Source organism: Methylorubrum thiocyanatum, assembly GCA_014138645.1.
Classification (GTDB): Bacteria; Pseudomonadota; Alphaproteobacteria; order Rhizobiales; family Beijerinckiaceae; genus Methylobacterium; species Methylobacterium thiocyanatum.
Genome location: JACJIB010000003.1, coordinates 673246 through 689371 on the forward strand (window position 1 = coordinate 673246; position 16126 = coordinate 689371).

21 protein-coding genes are annotated in these 16126 nt (G+C 69.5%); 11 read left to right on the plus strand and 10 right to left on the minus strand.

The genetic code is table 11. The annotated features are described in order from the left end of the window. Nucleotides 1–100 precede the first annotated feature (100 nt). Entirely contained in the window at nt 101–967 is an 867-nt protein-coding gene (locus HNR51_RS10765) for a UTP--glucose-1-phosphate uridylyltransferase (protein WP_182554918.1), read from the plus strand. Between the two features lie 267 nt (nt 968–1234). On the opposite strand, the gene HNR51_RS10770 is transcribed toward HNR51_RS10765, so the two are convergent. Further along, nucleotides 1235–2131: an N-formylglutamate amidohydrolase gene (locus tag HNR51_RS10770; protein WP_012455340.1), complete on the minus strand. Its 897-nt coding sequence runs from the start codon at nt 2129–2131 to the stop codon at nt 1235–1237. Between the two features lie 329 nt (nt 2132–2460). Between HNR51_RS10770 and cpdR the strand changes: the two genes are divergently transcribed. The 4 genes from cpdR (at nt 2461) to HNR51_RS10790 (ending at nt 4531) form a co-directional block, all read left to right on the plus strand. After that, a complete protein-coding gene (gene cpdR, locus HNR51_RS10775) occupies nt 2461–2817 on the plus strand; it encodes a cell cycle two-component system response regulator CpdR (RefSeq protein WP_003603128.1) in 357 nt (118 codons plus the stop codon). Between the two features lie 120 nt (nt 2818–2937). Then, the gene (gene grxC, locus HNR51_RS10780) at nt 2938–3195 is read left to right on the plus strand and encodes a glutaredoxin 3 (RefSeq protein ID WP_012455341.1); all 258 of its coding nucleotides are present in this window, start codon (nt 2938–2940) and stop codon (nt 3193–3195) included. Beyond that, complete coding sequence (locus tag HNR51_RS10785; RefSeq protein WP_182554919.1) at nt 3192–4037, plus strand: carbon-nitrogen hydrolase family protein; 846 nt, start codon at nt 3192–3194, stop codon at nt 4035–4037. The genes grxC and HNR51_RS10785 overlap by 4 nt, the downstream gene beginning before the upstream one ends. A 20-nt stretch (nt 4038–4057) precedes the next feature. Further along, the gene (locus HNR51_RS10790; protein ID WP_152277620.1) at nt 4058–4531 is read left to right on the plus strand and encodes a DUF1178 family protein; all 474 of its coding nucleotides are present in this window, start codon (nt 4058–4060) and stop codon (nt 4529–4531) included. A gap of 22 nt (nt 4532–4553) precedes the next feature. On the opposite strand, the gene HNR51_RS10795 is transcribed toward HNR51_RS10790, so the two are convergent. Continuing rightward, complete coding sequence (locus HNR51_RS10795; RefSeq protein ID WP_182554920.1) at nt 4554–5618, minus strand: PAS domain-containing protein; 1065 nt, start codon at nt 5616–5618, stop codon at nt 4554–4556. Between the two features lie 210 nt (nt 5619–5828). Between HNR51_RS10795 and msrA the strand changes: the two genes are divergently transcribed. Together msrA and HNR51_RS10805 are read left to right on the plus strand one after the other, a co-directional pair. Next, a complete protein-coding gene (gene msrA / locus HNR51_RS10800) occupies nt 5829–6488 on the plus strand; it encodes a peptide-methionine (S)-S-oxide reductase MsrA (protein WP_182554921.1) in 660 nt (219 codons plus the stop codon). A gap of 106 nt (nt 6489–6594) precedes the next feature. Beyond that, nucleotides 6595–7098 carry a TIGR00645 family protein gene (locus HNR51_RS10805; RefSeq protein WP_012455347.1) on the plus strand — a complete coding sequence of 168 codons (504 nt, stop codon included), beginning with the start codon at nt 6595–6597 and terminating at the stop codon, nt 7096–7098. A gap of 33 nt (nt 7099–7131) precedes the next feature. Here HNR51_RS10805 and HNR51_RS10810 read toward each other — a convergent pair whose 3' ends face one another. The 3 genes from HNR51_RS10810 to mepA form a co-directional block, all read right to left on the minus strand. Continuing rightward, the gene (locus HNR51_RS10810; protein WP_182554922.1) at nt 7132–7557 is read right to left on the minus strand and encodes a helix-turn-helix domain-containing protein; all 426 of its coding nucleotides are present in this window, start codon (nt 7555–7557) and stop codon (nt 7132–7134) included. After that, nucleotides 7554–7853 carry a type II toxin-antitoxin system HigB family toxin gene (locus HNR51_RS10815; RefSeq protein ID WP_182554923.1) on the minus strand — a complete coding sequence of 100 codons (300 nt, stop codon included), beginning with the start codon at nt 7851–7853 and terminating at the stop codon, nt 7554–7556. The genes HNR51_RS10810 and HNR51_RS10815 overlap by 4 nt, the downstream gene beginning before the upstream one ends. An 83-nt stretch (nt 7854–7936) precedes the next feature. After that, nucleotides 7937–8866 (minus strand): penicillin-insensitive murein endopeptidase, encoded by a 930-nt coding sequence (mepA, locus tag HNR51_RS10820; RefSeq protein ID WP_012455350.1) that lies wholly within the window; start codon nt 8864–8866, stop codon nt 7937–7939. Nucleotides 8867–8976: 110 nt separating this feature from the next. On the opposite strand from mepA, the gene HNR51_RS10825 reads away from it, so the two are divergent. Beyond that, the gene (locus HNR51_RS10825) at nt 8977–9384 is read left to right on the plus strand and encodes a PRC-barrel domain-containing protein (RefSeq protein WP_182554924.1); all 408 of its coding nucleotides are present in this window, start codon (nt 8977–8979) and stop codon (nt 9382–9384) included. A 7-nt stretch (nt 9385–9391) separates the two neighbouring features. Here the strand turns inward: HNR51_RS10825 and HNR51_RS10830 are convergent, their stop codons facing one another. From HNR51_RS10830 to tlpA, 3 genes are all read right to left on the minus strand, one after another. Further along, entirely contained in the window at nt 9392–9739 is a 348-nt protein-coding gene (locus HNR51_RS10830) for a PetM family of cytochrome b6f complex subunit 7 (RefSeq protein WP_182554925.1), read from the minus strand. A 187-nt stretch (nt 9740–9926) separates the two neighbouring features. Next, nucleotides 9927–11114: a Na+/H+ antiporter NhaA gene (gene nhaA, locus HNR51_RS10835; protein ID WP_182554926.1), complete on the minus strand. Its 1188-nt coding sequence runs from the start codon at nt 11112–11114 to the stop codon at nt 9927–9929. 49 nt (nt 11115–11163) lie between these two features. Then, complete coding sequence (gene tlpA / locus HNR51_RS10840; RefSeq protein ID WP_182554927.1) at nt 11164–11814, minus strand: thiol:disulfide interchange protein TlpA; 651 nt, start codon at nt 11812–11814, stop codon at nt 11164–11166. Nucleotides 11815–11853: 39 nt separating this feature from the next. Between tlpA and argH the strand changes: the two genes are divergently transcribed. From argH to HNR51_RS10855, 3 genes are all read left to right on the plus strand, one after another. Continuing rightward, nucleotides 11854–13245, plus strand: coding sequence for an argininosuccinate lyase (argH, locus tag HNR51_RS10845; RefSeq protein ID WP_182554928.1), 1392 nt, complete (start codon nt 11854–11856; stop codon nt 13243–13245). Nucleotides 13246–13342: 97 nt separating this feature from the next. Then, nucleotides 13343–13648, plus strand: a complete 306-nt coding sequence (locus HNR51_RS10850; RefSeq protein ID WP_063987120.1) for a hypothetical protein — start codon at nt 13343–13345, stop codon at nt 13646–13648. A gap of 168 nt (nt 13649–13816) precedes the next feature. Continuing rightward, nucleotides 13817–14494, plus strand: coding sequence for an invasion associated locus B family protein (locus tag HNR51_RS10855; RefSeq protein WP_182554929.1), 678 nt, complete (start codon nt 13817–13819; stop codon nt 14492–14494). A 180-nt stretch (nt 14495–14674) separates the two neighbouring features. On the opposite strand, the gene HNR51_RS10860 is transcribed toward HNR51_RS10855, so the two are convergent. Then, the gene (locus tag HNR51_RS10860; protein WP_012455358.1) at nt 14675–14929 is read right to left on the minus strand and encodes a hypothetical protein; all 255 of its coding nucleotides are present in this window, start codon (nt 14927–14929) and stop codon (nt 14675–14677) included. A gap of 492 nt (nt 14930–15421) precedes the next feature. After that, nucleotides 15422–16108, minus strand: coding sequence for an HAD family hydrolase (locus HNR51_RS10865; RefSeq protein ID WP_182554996.1), 687 nt, complete (start codon nt 16106–16108; stop codon nt 15422–15424). Between the last annotated feature and the right edge of the window lie 18 nt (nt 16109–16126).

The window sequence follows — 16126 nt, forward strand, 5'->3', positions numbered from 1 at the left end:
ATCATACCCAAGCGGGGCTGTTAGCGGCGGCTCGCGTACTATTTGATCCCTGTCGATCAGGGCTCACCCCGACAATCGCCCAAAATGCGGGTCCCGCCATATGAAACGAATTCGCAAGGCCGTCCTTCCCGTCGCGGGCCTCGGCACGCGCTTCCTGCCGGCGACCAAGGCCGTGCCGAAGGAAATGCTCACGGTCGTCGATCGACCGGTCGTCCAGCACGTCGTCGACGAGGCTCGGGAAGCCGGCATCGAGCACTTCATCTTCGTCACCGGCCGCGGCAAGGCCGTGATCGAGGACCATTTCGACATCGCGTTCGAACTCGACCACACGCTGCAGGCGCGCGGCAAGACGGCGGCCTACGAGGAGCTGAAGAAGGACCTGCCCAAGGCCGGCCAGACGAGCTTCACCCGGCAGCAGGCCCCGCTCGGCCTCGGCCACGCGGTCTGGTGCGCCCGCGAGATCGTCCGCGACGAGCCCTTCGCAGTGCTGCTGCCCGACATGCTGAGCCGCGGCTGCATGGGCCAGATGCTCGCGGCCTACGAGCAGCACGGCGGCAACATCATCGCGGTGGAGGAGGTGAAGCCCGAGGAGACGCACCAGTACGGCATCGTCGGCGTGGGCGAGACCTTCGGCCAGACCTTCGAGATCACCGGCATGGTGGAGAAGCCCAAGCAGGGCACCGCACCCTCGAACTTCATCATCTCCGGCCGCTACATCCTCCAGCCCGAGATCTTCTCGATCCTGGAGCGCGGCGAGACCGGGGCCGGCGGCGAGATCCAGCTCACCGACGCGATGATCCGGCTGGCCGAGCAGCAGAAGTTCTACGGCATGCGCTACGACGGGCGCACCTACGACACCGGCTCCAAGATCGGCTTCCTCACCGCCAATCTCGCTTACGGACTGGAGCGGCCGGAGCTGGCCGACGCCCTGAAGGCGGAGATCCGGGCCCTTCTCGGCGATGCCTGACCGGTTCCATGCATATGCGCGACAGAGCCATGCTCTGCGCGCATGTGGAAACGTTATCATCGCCCTTGCGATTTGTGCGACGCGATGCGATTTGTGCATTGCGAGATCGCGATGGCGTCGCGGTCCCGCAGCCCTTCTTGGGCGTTTCCTCCCTAGACTTCGGGCCGTCCTTCGGGGCGGCCTTTTTTCTTTTCCGATCAGGGCTCAACCCAATGCGGACCGGGGCGGCGCCGTCTTGCGGGAGCCGGAAGCCGCGGTCCGGGCGGATCATTCCGCCGCGATGCGGTGGGGCGGCACCTCGACGGTCTCGGCAGCGACGTCGGCGATCACCTTGGCGAGATGCTCCGCGAGCGTCGCGAAGCCCGCCGTCAACGCCAGCGACTGCTCGTTCATGTAGAGCGCACGGTTGATCTCGATCTGCAGCGCATGCCGCCCGAGGCCCGGCTCGCCGTAATGCTCGGTGATGAAGCCGCCGGCATAGGGCTTGTTGCGCACCACCTTGTAGCCCAGCCCCCGCAGGCGGCTCTCGACGCCCTCCACCAGGGAAGGCAGGCAGGCCGTGCCGAAGCGATCTCCGAGGACGAAGTCGGCCTGGGCGCTCTCGTCGCGCCCGAGACTCGACGAGGGCATCGAGTGACAATCGATCAGGAAGGTCCGACCGAAGGTCCGCGCCGTGCGGTGGATCAGGCCGCGCAGGGTCCGATGATAGGGCTTGTAGAGCGTCTCGATGCGCTGCACCGCCACGTCGACCGGCAGGCGCTCCCGGTAGATCTCCTGTCCGTCGGCGACGATGCGGGGCACCGTGCCCAACCCCCCGGCGACCCGCATGGAGCGGGTGTTGGCGAAGGAGGGCAGGCGGCCGGCGAACATGCGCGGGTCGAGTTCGTAGGGCTCGCGGTTCACGTCGAGATAGGCGCGGGGGAAGTTCGCCCGCATCAGGGGCGCGCCGAGGCCGACGACCGAGGCGAACAGCCGGTCGACATGGGCGTCCTCCGAGCGGCGCAGGGCCAGCGCGTCGAGCCGGGAGGCGGCGAGGAAGGAAGCGGGATAATGCGCGCCGGAATGGGGCGCGTTGAACACGAAGGGAATCGTGTGCTGCGCCGGCTCATCCACGACGAAGGGTGGATCGAACGCCTCGGGACCGTCGGGCTGGGATGGGCTCATCGAGTCGCGGGGGCCTGAGCGTGGCGCGGAAGGAACATCGCGCCACTTTGCGGCCACGCGCCGGCCCTGTCCACCATGCGACGCACCGTGACGTAGGGCGACGCGGGAGCAGCGACGGAGCGGAAGGGCAGGGCGCTTCGATCGTCGGGTGCGGCGCGACACCGGCCCGGCTTAACGCTCTGTTTACCAAGCCGCCGCTTTATGAAATGAACACCCACTGAGCACCTCTCGCAAAGCGCCGGCCGCGCTGTCGTGCCCTCAAGCGGCATGGTAGCGACCGGACGTTTCCTGAGACACTCCAAGGCGCATGGGCACCGGGACGCCGTTCGATGAAGATCCTGCTCGCGGAAGACGACAACGACATGCGCCGGTTCCTGGCCAAGGCGCTCCAGAACGCCGGCTACGACGTGCTGTCCTTCGACAACGGCCTGTCCGCCTATAACCGCCTGCGCGAGGAGCCGTTCGAGCTTCTGCTGACCGACATCGTCATGCCGGAGATGGACGGGATCGAACTGGCGCGCCGCGCCACCGAACTCGACCCCGACATCAAGGTGATGTTCATCACCGGCTTCGCCGCGGTGGCGCTGAACCCGGATTCGAAGGCGCCCAAGGATGCGAAGGTGCTCTCGAAGCCCTTCCACCTGCGCGACCTCGTCAACGAGGTCGAGAAGCTGCTGGCCGCCTGAGCCGGGGCACGGGGCCGCTCACGCGGCGGTCTCGCCACGCCTGTGTCTCCGCCGCAGTAGGAAGATCCCCGCGGCTCGCCTATATCCGTCGCTTCCCTCACTCGGGCGCGCGACGGACCCATGCAGCCGGTCACGATCTACACCACGGCTTGGTGCCCCTATTGCTCGGCGGCCAAGAGCCTGTTGCGCGAGAAGGGCGTCTCCTTCAACGAGATCGACGTCGAGAAGACGGCCGGCGCCCGCGCGACCATGGTCCAGCGGGCCGGCGGGCGCACGTCGGTGCCGCAGATCTTCGTCGGCGACCGGCATGTCGGGGGTTGCGACGACCTCTACGCCCTGGAGCGGGCCGGCGACCTCGATCCCCTGCTCGCGGCATGACCGACCTGTCCGACCGCAAGCCGTTCGTCGCCGCCTGCGTGCAGATGCGCGGCGGGCGCGATCCGGCCGCCAACCGCGAGGCGGCGGTGGCGGCGGTGCGCGAGGCGGCGCGCCGCGGCGCGGCCTACGTGCAGACCCCGGAGACGACCTCGCTGATCGAGCGCGACCGCACCGCGCTGTTCGAGAAGGTCGGCCCGCAGGAGCAGGACGCCACGCTGGCCGCCCTCCGCGAGGTCGCCCGGGCGGAAAAGATCGTTCTCCAGATCGGTTCGTTGGCGATCCGTGACGGCGAGAAGATCGCCAACCGCGCCTTCCTGATCGACGCCGCGGGCGAGATCCAGGTTTCCTACGACAAGCTCCACCTTTACGACGTCGATCTGCCCAACGGCGAACGCTGGCGGGAATCGGCGACCTATTCGGGAGGCGATTGCGCCGTCGTCGCCGACACGCCGCTGGCCAGCTTCGGGCTGACGATCTGCTACGATATCCGCTTCCCCGCCCTCTACCGGGCATTGGCGGAGGCCGGTGCCACGGTGATGACCGCGCCGGCCTGCTTCACCCGCCAGACCGGCGAGGCGCACTGGCACATCCTGCAGCGGGCCCGCGCCATCGAGACCGGCTCGTTCATGATCTCCGCGGCCCAGGGCGGACGGCACGAGGACGGGCGGGAGACCTTCGGCCACTCGCTCATCGTCGATCCCTGGGGCCGCATCCTCGCCGAGGCCGAGGGCGATGCGCCGGGGATCATCCTCGCCGAGATCGACCTCGCGCGGGTCGCGGATGCGCGCGCCCGCATCCCCACCCTGTCCCACGCGCGCAGCTTCGGCGTGCGCCGCGCCTGAACCCTCCCCATCTACGGGCCATGATCCGCTTCACCCTCGCCTGCGAGTCGGGCCACCATTTCGAGAGCTGGTTTCCCTCCAACGCGGCTTACGACGAGCAATCCGCCCGCGGATTCGTGACCTGCCCGTTCTGCGATTCGGCCAAGGTGGCGAAGGCACCGATGGCCCCGGCGGTCGCGCGCACCGATCGCGGCCGGCCCGCGGCGTCCTCACCGTCGCTGCCCGTCCCGGCGGCCCCGGCGGAGACACCCGCGTCGATGATCGCCGAGCCCGAGCGGCAACTGCGCGCCCTGCTGCGGGCGGTGCGGGCACAGGTCGAGGCGAGTGCCGAGCATGTCGGCGAGCGCTTCGCCGACGAGGCGCGGGCGATCCATTACGGCGATGCGGAGGGCCGCCCGATCTATGGCGAGGCGAGCCCGCAGGAAGCGCGGGCGCTCATCGAGGAGGGCATCGAGGTGCTGCCCCTGCCGCCGGCCCCCGACGACCGACACTGATCCCTTCGCGGACGGGAGCGGCTCAGGCCCGAATGGGCTCGGCCGGGAAGCGGAATTCGACAGCGGTGCCCGCAGGATCACGCGGCCGGACGCGGCTCGTGCCGCCGACCTGCCGGCTCAGGACGTCGGTCAGCGTCGTCCCGAAGCTGCCGTCGGCCGTCGTGCTCAAGCCGACCCCGTCATCCTCCACCGTCACGATCAGATCCTCGCCCTCGCGGACGACGCGCAGGGTGAGCGTTCCGGCCCGCGACGGGAAGGCGTGGCGGATGGCGTTGGAGACGGCCTCGTTGACGACCAGCGCGAGCGGTCCCGCCACCCTGGGCCGGATGCGATACGGTGCGAGATCGAATGCGAGGGCGATGTCGTCCCGGCCCGACGCCTCGACCCGGGTGACGGCGATCTCACGGACGAGATCGGCGAGATCGTGCCTCTCGCTCTCATCCGCCGGGACGGGCTGACGGTAGAGCGCGCCGAGGGCCTCGACCCGCCCGATCGCCTCGGCGAGCGCCGCGCGCACCGCCGGATCGCGGCTGTTGCTGCTCTGAAGCGTCAGCATCGCCGAGATCATCTGGAGGTCGTTGCCGGCGCGGTGGCCGATCTCGCCCAGCAGCAGCGCGTTCGCGTCGAGAGCAGCCCGCGTCCGGTCGCGCTCGGCGGCCAGCGCGTGGCGCTCGCTCACATCGAGTTGGGAGGCGAAGAAGAACAGGAGCGTGCCGTCCTCGTCGTGGACAGGGCTGATGAACAGCGCGTTGTGGAAGGTCGAGCCGTCCTTGCGGTAGTTTACAAGCTCGGCGCTCACGTCCTGCTCGGACCGGATCGCGGCCCGGATCCGCGCCACCGTGTCGAGGTCGGTCTCCGGCCCCTGCAGGAAGCGGCAATTGCGGCCGGTCACTTCGAGCCGGGTATAGCCGGTGAGCCGCAGGAACGCGTCGTTGGCGTAGATGATCGGGTTGTCGAGCCGGCGCGGGTCGGTGATGATCATCGCCATCCGCGTCGCCCGCACGGCCGCCGCGAAGGGATCCCCCTTGCCGGAGCGGGCGCTGGCGCGAATCCGCTCCGTCAACTGCCAGTCGTCACCGGCCTCCATACGCTCCCGATCGCCCCCGTTCACGCCGCCGCAAGTCGCTGCAAACCCGCTCTACACCGCCGACGCCGTTGCCCTTGCCCTTGCCCTTGCCCTTGCCGTCGCCAAAGCCGACGGCCGTCACCATATCAAGCGCAACCGAGCGGGATGCCGGTCGGTTCGCCGACCGGGCGTCACGCTTCGCGATATTCGCGATGATCAGAGGAATCCGCGATGCTCCTGTTCCGCAAGCGGCCTGAAATGCCGGCGCCGTCCGAGGCACTCCCCGGCCGCCCGCATCCCCTGCCGACCGCCGAGCGCCACTTCGTCAACGGCCATCCCCTGAAGGGGCCCTATCCCGAGGGCATCGAGACGATCGTGCTCGGGTTCGGCTGCTTCTGGGGGGCGGAGCGCAAATTCTGGCAATTGCCGCAAGGGATCCACGTCACCGCCGTGGGCTATGCCGGCGGGTTCACGCCCAACCCGACCTACGAGGAGGTCTGCAGCGGCCTCACCGGACACAACGAGGTCGTGCTCGTCGCCTTCGATCCCGCCGTGCTGCCGCTGGAATCCGTGCTCAAGACCTTCTTCGAGAGCCACGACCCGACCCAGGGCTACCGCCAGGGCAACGATGTCGGCACGCAGTACCGCTCCGGCATCTACACGCGGGACGAGGCGCAGGCCGCCACGGCGCGGACGGTGCGCGATGCCTATGCGCGGGCGCTCGACGCGCGCGGCTACGGTCCGGTCACGACGGAGATCGTGCCGCTCGACACGTTCTACTTCGCGGAAGAGTACCACCAGCAATACCTCGCCAAGAATCCCGGCGGCTATTGCGGGCTGGGCGGCACCGGGGTGTCTTGCCCTGTCGGCGTCGGCGTTGCGGCGGAGTAATCCCCGACGGCCGGCACCCGCAAGGCGGACCCAAGCTTGACCGTCTTGCGGGGCCGGGGCGCCCATGCCAAACCCCGGCCCCTCGGATGGCCGGGATTACGGGACAATGCTGGAACGTGGCTTCGAACGCTTTCTCTTCGCCTGCCGGTGGCTGCTGGCCCCGTTCTACGCGGCGCTGACGGTCGCCCTCGTCGTCCTGCTGGTTCGGCTGCTGATGGAGCTCGGCCACGTCGTCACGCACGCGCTCGAATCCTCCGAGTCGCAGACGATCCTGGGCGTGCTGGCCCTGGTGGACCTGACCTTCACGGCCTCGCTGCTGATCATCGTGATCTTTTCGGGCTACGAGAACTTCGTTTCGAAGTTCGACCATACCGACCACAAGGACTGGCCCACCTGGATGGGCACGATCGATTTCAGCGGGCTCAAGCTGAAGCTGATTTCCTCCATCGTCGCGATCTCGGCGATCCAGCTCCTGAAATCGTTCCTCGACGTGAAGAACTACAGCGACCGCGACCTCTCCTGGCTGGTGGGCATCCACATGGTCTTCGTGGTGTCCGGCCTGCTGATGGCGCTGACCGACCGGCTCTCGGCCGGACACCACGAGAAATGACCGACCGCCGCACCGGGGATCCGCCGCAGGCACTCACGCGGCAGCCGAGACGTCACGCTTGCGCTTGCGGCGGGGCGCCGTTTCCCCGCTGAGCGGATAGGGCTTTGCGAGGGCAGCGATCGGGATCTTCCACGCGTTGCTGATGGTCCGGATCTGCTCCAGCGTCATTCCGCGTTTCCGGCCGAGGATTTCCGAGGCGCGCGAACGGGAGCCGAGCAGTTCGGCCAATTCCGCTTGGCTATGCCCCCGTTCGGCGATCGCGAAGCTGAGGATGTCGATCGGATCGCTCTCGGGAACCGGGTAATGTTTGCCCTCGTAAGCCTCGATCAGCGCGGCCAGAACCTCGAAGCGCTCAGCTTCGGGCGATCCGACCTCCGGCTCCCGGTCGAAATACGCCTCCACCTCCCTCAGGGCCCAGGTGAGGTCATCGTCGTTCCGGATGGCTCTGACATCCATCATCCCACCGTCTCCGGATTAATCCGATCGTATTCGGCATGGGTACCGAAGAACTTAATCAGCACGCGCTTGTAGCGATAGGAGACATGCACGATCAGACGGAATTCGTTGCGGCGGATATCGAAGATGACACGATGGTCGCCGACGAAATCCACTCCCTTGCCGAATTCAGCCCTGATGTCCTCGGGACCTGACCAGTTCGCAGCACTGACTCTCGTGTACCAATCGGACAAACCGCTCCGTGAGCGCGGATGCGCGTCCCAGAAGAGCCGGAGCGTCCGTTTGGCAACGATCTGCATGATGGCAACTAGCATGTTCCAAAAATGGGAACAAGCGCCCGATCATGCCGTCCCGCGATCCCTCCTCCGGAGGATCAGCACCTCTACCGCGCGTGCAGCACCGCGCGGCAGGCGTCCGGCAGGCCGGCCAGGGTCATCGGCGGGCGCGGCTTCGGCGGGGTCTTCGGCTTGGGCGGGTTCAGCACCGCCGCGCTGAACCAGTAATCGAGTTCCGAGCCGCAGCCGTCGCCGGGGGGAGGCGGCGCCTGGTCGTCGCAGGCGCCTTCGCCGGCCGGGCAGGCGAGGCGGATATGGTAGTGGTAGTTGTGCCCGTACATCGGGCGCACCTTGGTGAGCCAGCCGCGATCCCCGCCCGCCTCACGGCACAGGGCCTTCTTGATCGCCGCGTTGACGAAGATCCGCGCCACCTCGGGCTGCCTCGCCGTCATGCGGATCAGCGCCGTGTGCTGCGGCGTCCAGACCTCCGGGTCGATGTCGCGCCGGTCGGAGCGCACCATGTCGGTGGCCGAGGTCTCCTCGCGCTCCGCCCGGCTCATGCGGTGACCGGGCATGGGGGTGAGCCACACGTCCACGTCGAGGCCGAGCTGGTGCGAGGCGTGGCCGGTGAGCATCGGCCCGCCGCGGGGCTGCGACATGTCGCCGACGAGGAGACCCGGCCAGCCGGCCTGGGGCGCCCGGGCGGCCAGCCGCTCGATGAAGCCCACGAGATGGGGGGTGCCCCACATCCGGTTGCGCGAGGGCCGCATCACCTGCCAGGTCGCGCCGTCGAGGGGCAGCGCCTCGCCGCCGGAGAAGCAGCCCTTGGCATAGGAGCCGAAGGGGCGAGCCGGTCCACCGGTCGGCGCGGTGACGCGGCCGAACAGGGCCTTGGCCGGCGTCGAGGGATCGTCGGGGTTGGCCAGCGGCGGCAGCGGCTTTGGGTTCACGCTGCCGCGGTCCTGCGCGGCGGCCGGTCCCATCAGGGCCGGCAGGGCGAGCGCCAGGGCAGGGAGAGTCAGGCGGGGCAGCGGCATGCGCGTCGGCTCGTCCGGGAAAGCGGGGAAGGGGCGGGGCGGGCCGGAACGTGCCCGACCGCATGGGCGTTTTTTATGGCAAGCTGTAACAACGTTGCAGGGTGACCGCCATGGATCCGGTTCGTTCCGACAAGACGGCTGACGGCGCGGCGCGTGAGGCCCTGGCTCCGCGCAGCCTGATCGCCAGCGACCGCGTGATCGGCACCGAGGTGCGCCGGCCCGACGGGACCAAACTCGGCCGCATCGAGCGGCTGATGCTCGACAAGCGCTCCGGCCGGGTCGCCTATGCGGTGATGAGCTTCGGCGGCTTCCTCGGCATGGGCGAGGACTACTACACGCTGCCCTGGGCGGTTCTGCGCTACGACACCGAGCGCGACGCCTATGTGGTGGACATCACCGAGGCGCAGTTGCGCGACGCGCCCGCCCGCTCGCCGGAGGGCGGCGACCCGGAGGACGAGCGCGCCTGGGAGGAGCACGTCCACCGCTACTACAACGCCGCGCCCTATTGGGGCATCTGAGGACGCGCTACGGCCGCGTCAAAAACCCGATCGGCTCCCGCGGCGGCTGGCCGAGCCAGACCAGCACCGCCCCGAGGCCGAGCCCGAACAGGGCGGCCGGGACGAGGCCGAGCGGGGTCAGCAGAACCGTGTCGGCCCAGGGCGCAGACTGCCGGATCGTCGCCCCGAGGGCGGTGATCCGCTCCTGCGGCAGGAACCGGATCAGTTCGGCGAGGCTCGTGACCCGCAGGCCGTTATTGGCGATGGAGCGGGCGCCGTCGTAGCAGAGCTGCACGAAGCCCGCCGCCATGAGCAGGAGCCCGAGCGCCCGGCTGAGGAACGGCAGTCCGAGAAAACGGGAAACGGTTCGCAGCATGTTCGCCCTCGCGCGGAAGCGGTCCGCCTCCGCGACAGCTCTGTCCAGCCGTGACTAGGCCGTGGGGGGAACTCAGGCAAGAACTCAGGCAAGACCTCAGGCAAGAACTCGGGCGAGGACCGAGGCAAGAAGCGGGACGACAACTTCGGCCGGACCGTCGGCGGGAGCCGTTCGCCACGTGCCTCGCTCAGACCCTTGGCTCCCTGGGCGCGGAGCGCGCGAGCAGGGCCGCCCCCAGGATGCCCGACAGCAGCGAGCCGCCGAGCACCCCGAGCTTCGTCTCGGTTTCGTGCAGGCCGTCGGTGAAGGCGAGCGCACCGATGAACAGGCTCATGGTGAAGCCGATCCCGCACAGGAGCGCCACGCCGTAGACCTGGGGCCACGTCGCCCCCGCCGGGCGGGCGGCAAGGCCCGTCGCGACGGCGAGCCGGACGATGAGGAAGATGCCGACCTGCTTGCCGAGGAACAGGCCGAGCGCCACGCCGAGGGTCACGGGATCGACCAGCGCCCGCGCCGGCAGGCCGAGCAGGGTCACCCCGGCATTGGCGAAGCCGAAGATCGGCACGATCACGAACGACACCCAGGGACTCAGGCCGTGTTCGAGCCGGTGCAGGGGCGAGGTCGTGTCCTCGGGCTTGCCGGGGCTCGGGTGGATCGGCACGAACAGGGCGAGCAGTACCCCGGCTACGGTGGCGTGGACGCCGGAGCGCAGCACGACGAACCAGAGCGCGAGGCCGAGGAGCAGGTAGGGCGTCAGCGCGCGAACGCCGAGGCGGTTGAGGGCGAAGAGCGCGGCGAGGATGCCGGCGGCGGCGCCAAGCATCGCTCCGTCGATCTGCCCCGTATAGAACAGCGCGATGATGACGACCGCGCCGAGATCGTCGACGATCGCCACCGCCGAGAGGAAGATCTTGAGCGAGACCGGCACGCGCGAGCCGAGCAGCGCCAGCACGCCGAGGGCGAAGGCGATGTCGGTGGCCGCCGGGATCGCCCAGCCTCGGGCGGTCGCCTGGCCGGCATTGAAGGCGAGGTAGACGAGAGCCGGCGCCGCCATGCCCGCGCCCGCGGCCAGACCCGGCAGCACCCGCGCCGGCCAAGTGCGCAACTGCCCGTCGAGCGCCTCGCGCTTGATCTCGAGCCCGACCAGCAGGAAGAACACGACCATCAGGCCGTCGTTGATCCAGTGGAGCAGGCTCATCGCCCCGACGGAGACGTGGAGCCCATGGTGATACGCCTCGGCCAAGGGCGAGTTCGCCACCACGAGCGCGGCCGCCGCGGCGGCCATCAGCACGAGGCCGCCCGCCGATTCGTTGGCAAGCGTGCTGCGCAGCACCGAGAGCGGGCGCCGCAGGATCGGACGGGGCATGGGCTTCATGGGGCCGCTGACTGCCTCGTCAGGCCCGGCGGGGCAACCCCGGCCGCGCTCAGGTATCGGTCCCGAGGGCGGCGCGGATCAGCCGCTGACCGCCCTCGCTCGACCATTCCGCCGGCCCCTTCATCACGCCGAGGGTGCAGCCCTTGGCGTCGATCAGCATGGTCGTCGGCAGCCCCGTGGAGCCGACCGCGGCCTGGATCGCCGGCAGCACCTTGCCCTCCGGGTCGCCGTAATAAGTCAGGTGCGCGATGCCGTTGGCCTTGAACCAGGCCGGCGGCTTGTCGAGATTGCGCGTCTCGACATTGATCGCCACCACCTGGAAGGCGTCGCCGCCGCGTTCCGCCTGGAGGCGGTCGAGGGCCGGCATCTCCGCCTTGCAGGGAGCGCACCACGTCGCCCACAGATTCACCAGCAGCAGCTTTCCGCGCAGGGCGGCGAGATCGGTCGCGGCCCCGTCCGGCCCCTTGAAGGCGACGACCGGGGCCGGCTTCGGCGCGGCGGAGGCGTCGAAGGCGGCGACTTCGCCGCGGGCGAGCGGCGCGAGCCGGGCCGCGGCGGGGGCGGCCTCGGCGCAGGGACCGGAGGCCGCGAGGTTGCCGAGGTTCGAGCCCGTCCCGTATAGGGCGAAGCCGACGAGGACGGCGGCGAGCGCGCCGCCCGCGGCCAGAGTGCCGACAAGGATTTGCGGGGTCGCCTTCACGGCCGGACCTCGTTTCGCGTGCGGAAGGTGGGATCAGCCATGAGCAACCGGATGTGGGGCGGCCGCTTCGCCAGCGGCCCGGCCGAGATCATGGAGGAGATCAACGCCTCCATCGGGTTCGACAGGCGGCTCGCGCCCCAGGACATCCGCGGATCGCTGGCGCATGTCGCGATGCTGGGAAGCCGAGGCATCCTGCCCGCCGAGGATGTGGCAGCCATCGAAGCCGGGCTCAAGTCCGTCGAGGCGGAGATCGAGCGCGGCGAATTCGTCTTCCGGCGCGAGCTGGAGGACATCCACATGGCGGTCGAGAGCCGCCTGACCGAGATCGTGGGTCCCGCCGCCGGGCGCCTGCACACCGCCCGCTCGCGCAACGACCAGGTCGCCACCGACATGCGGCTGTGGGTGCGCGACACCCTCGACGCGCTCGACGCGCAGGTCGCCGACCTGCAGCGGGCGCTGGCCGAGACGGCACAGAAGCACGCCGACACGGTGATGCCGGGCTTCACCCACCTGCAATCGGCCCAGCCCGTCACCTTCGGCCACCATTGCCTCGCCTATGTCGAGATGCTGGCGCGCGACCGTGGCCGGTTCCGCGACGCCCGCGCCCGGCTCAACGAATGCCCGCTGGGCTCCGCGGCGCTCGCCGGCACTTCGTTCCCGATCGACCGGCACGCCACCGCGGCGGCGCTGGGCTTCGACCGGCCGACAGCGAACTCCCTCGATTCCGTCGCCGACCGCGACTTCGCCCTCGAATCGCTCTCGGCCGCTTCGATCTGCGCCGTCCACCTCTCGCGCTTCGCCGAGGAACTGGTGGTGTGGACCTCGGCGCAGTTCGGCTTCGTGCGGCTGTCGGACCGCTTCACCACCGGCTCGTCGATCATGCCGCAGAAGCGCAACCCCGACGCCGCCGAACTGGTGCGCGCCAAGGCCGGGCGCATCATCGGCGCGCTCACCGGCCTGCTCGTCGTGATGAAGGGTCTGCCGCTCGCCTATTCGAAGGACATGCAGGAGGACAAGGAGGGCACGTTCGACGCCCTGCAGTCGCTCTCGCTGTGCCTTGCCGCCATGGCCGGGATGGTCCGCGACCTCGAACCGGTGGCCGAGACGCTCAAGCGCGCGGCCGGCTCCGGCTACGCCACCGCGACGGATCTCGCCGACTGGCTGGTGCGCGAGCTGAACATGCCGTTCCGGCAGGCGCACCACGTCACCGGCCGGGTCGTCGCGGCCGCCTCGGAGCGCGGCATCGGCCTGGAGGACCTCTCCCTCGACGCGATGCAGGCGATCGAGCCGGGCATCACGAAGGCGGTCTTCGCGGTTCTCGGGGTCGAGAACTCGGTGGCGAGCCGCACCAGCTACGGCGGCACCGCGCCGGACAACGTGCGCCGGCAGGCTCAGGCTTGGCTGGAGCGGCTCGGTCCTGTGGAGAAGTAGGATCAGACCCGCGGGAACAGGCACGGAAAATGCGGCGTTCAGGTTTCAGCTAACTGAGCTTGGCTATCCGACTGTCCAAACCTGCGGAGTGCCGTCGATGAACGTTGAGAGTTGGATCACCGTCGAAGAGACGCCGGCCATGGCCGCGGAAGCGGCGGCCCTCATCGATGCCCGCCTCGCGCGCCTGACCGATGCGGAGCGGGACGCCTTCTGGGCCTCGATCCGCAAGGCCTACAACACGCCCTACAACGATCCGGCAAAGCCCGCCCAGCCGACGCCGGTCGAGCCGGTCTCGACCCCCGCAGCGGTCGAGATCCGCCTGCCGGTGATCGATCCGTCGATCGACCTGCCGGCGGCAGCACTCGCCTCCGCGGCCCTCGCGGCGGAGATCCGGGCAGCCTGACGCGCATCGGGGCGGTGCGGCCGCGCCGCGGGTGCGGCATGGGGTGCGGCCTGTTGCCGTTTTCGGTTGATCGGAGCGGGCAGGGCTTTCCTGTTCCGCTTCGGCTCGGCATCCTGACGCGCACGAAGACGGCCGGACCGGCCCCGCCGTCCGTACACACGAGTTGAGATGCAGCGGCCCCGCCTCCCGTTCCTTCGCCCGATCCCCCGCAAAGGCCGCGCCATCGCGGCCCTCGTTCTGACCGCTTCCGTGGCCATGCCCGTCCCGACCGGCCGGGCCGTCGCGCAGGAGGGGGTGCAGGGGGCGGAGGTCATCCTGGCCCGGGCCAGCCGCCGCAAGGAGAAGAGTTCGGCTCTCCCGCCGGGCATGCAGCAGGCGGTTCCACTCGCCGTCTTCGGCGACTGGAACGTGTTCACCAACGGTGCCCAAGCGCGCGAAAAGCTCTGCTACGTCATCGCCCAGCCGACGGCCCGCAGCCCCAAGACGCTCGCCCGTGACACCGGCTACCTGTTCGTGACCTTCCCCAAGGGCGGGGGCCAGGGCGAGATCGCGGTGATGCTCGGCTTCAAGCCCAAGCCCGCCGCCGCACAAGCCAAGCCCGGTGCGGCCGCCGCCCCGAGCGATCCGTATCTGACGGTGGGCAACACCCGCTACGGCCTCGTCGTGAAGGACGAGAACGCCTGGATCCAGAACCAGGCCGACGAGCCGCGTATCGTGACGGAGCTGAGCCGGGCGCAGACCGCCACCGTGCGGACCACCTCCCAGCGGGGCAACACGACCCAGGACGATTACGCGCTCGGCGGCTTCGCGGATGCGCTCAAACGCGCCCGCGAGGAGTGCAAGTAGCCACCCGTTTCAAAGAAGGCCGTCGGCGTCGAGCGCCATGACCGCCTGACCGTGGGCCTTGCGTCGCCGGTGCGATCTTCGCCGCGGCATCCCGGCCGCGGCTTCCGGTGACCGCCTCCCAAAAACAAGCCGGCGGCCCCGTAGGGCGCCGCCGGCGATCTTGCTTGCAGGCTCGAAGGCTCACACCGCGCGCAGGCGCGGCTGGCGTCCCTTCTCACGGGCGGCGCGGGCGGCCTGCTCCACGGTGCGGAACAGGGTACCGTCGAGCCCGTCGAAGCGGCGCTCCGACGAGAAGAAGCGGACGCCGCCGCGCTCGGGCACGGCGATGCCGGCGGTGATCTCGCCGATCTCGATCACGCGGGCGGGGGCGGCGTCGGCGCTGGAGAGGTCGAGCGCGTCGTCGTCGAAATAGGCAGTGGTCTGGGCACGGGTCATGATGGGGTGAACTCCTGCGGCCATCGTCGGCCGGTTATCGGCAAGGCGGTCGTGGGCGCTGGATCGCTGCATCGTCGGGCCCCGCGAACCGGGGCCTCCGTTCGAGGCGACGCTCTAGCCCACGGATGTGACTGTCCGCCGACAACATCCCCACACCCGGCTATCCCAGGCGCCGGGCCATTTCGAAGTCTTCCAAATAAAATGACCGACCAAGGCAAGTCCTCCTCTTTCGCGAGGACCACGACGCAAGTGCGCCGTGATGCATTAGCGTTTGATAACGCGGCGCAAGCGTGCCACTACAAATCACCGCGGTACGAAGTCGTTCGCACGTCCTTAAGATGAGTGGTCTACCCCCAACCGTCAACGGAATGTTCTTTCGAAGTTCAGCTTGACAGGGAAAGATCGCGCCGCGTTTCGGGCCGAATGCGGCGAGTCCCGCCTGTCGCGCCGGGACTTGCGCCGACCGGAGCAAATCCCGGGCCGACAGCTGCCTCAGTCTCCGGCCACGATGCGTCCGAGATCGGCATGCGCGGAGAAGACCGTGGCCGCGCCGGCCGCCAGGAGATCCCGCCCGTCCCGGTCGTGGCTCCAATGACCGCCGCCGGTGAAGCCGACCACGCGCATGCCCGCGGCACGGGCCGCCTGCACGCCCGGCACGCTATCCTCGATCACGAGGCAATTTGCCGGCGCGATGCCCATCCGTTCGGCGGCGAAGAGGAACAGATCCGGGAACGGCTTTCCGCGCGCCACCTGCGCGGAGGAGAAGACCCGACCCTCGAACAGCGGCAGCAGGCCGGTGAGGCCGAGGGAGCGGCGCAGCCGGACCGGATCGCTGCTCGAAGCGACGCAGAAGGGCAGGGTCAGGAGGCCGACAGCCTCGGCGATGCCGGCCATGGCGGTCAGCTCCGCCTCGAAGGCCGCGAGCGTCTCCGCCTTCACCCGCTCGACGAAGCCGTCCGGGGCGGTGATCCCGTCCTCTCGGGCGACGCGGTCCATGATCGAGGTCATGGAGGTTCCGGCGAAGCGCTCGCGCACGGCATCGATGTCGATGGCGAGCCCGATCCCGTTGAGACCCCGCGTCAGGGTCGCGAGGCTGATCGGCTCACTGTCGATCAGCACACCGTCGCAGTCGAAGATCACGAGGGCGAGGGGAGGCGCGGCGGGGAAGGCATCCGTCATCGGCGGCCCGTCTCGCAT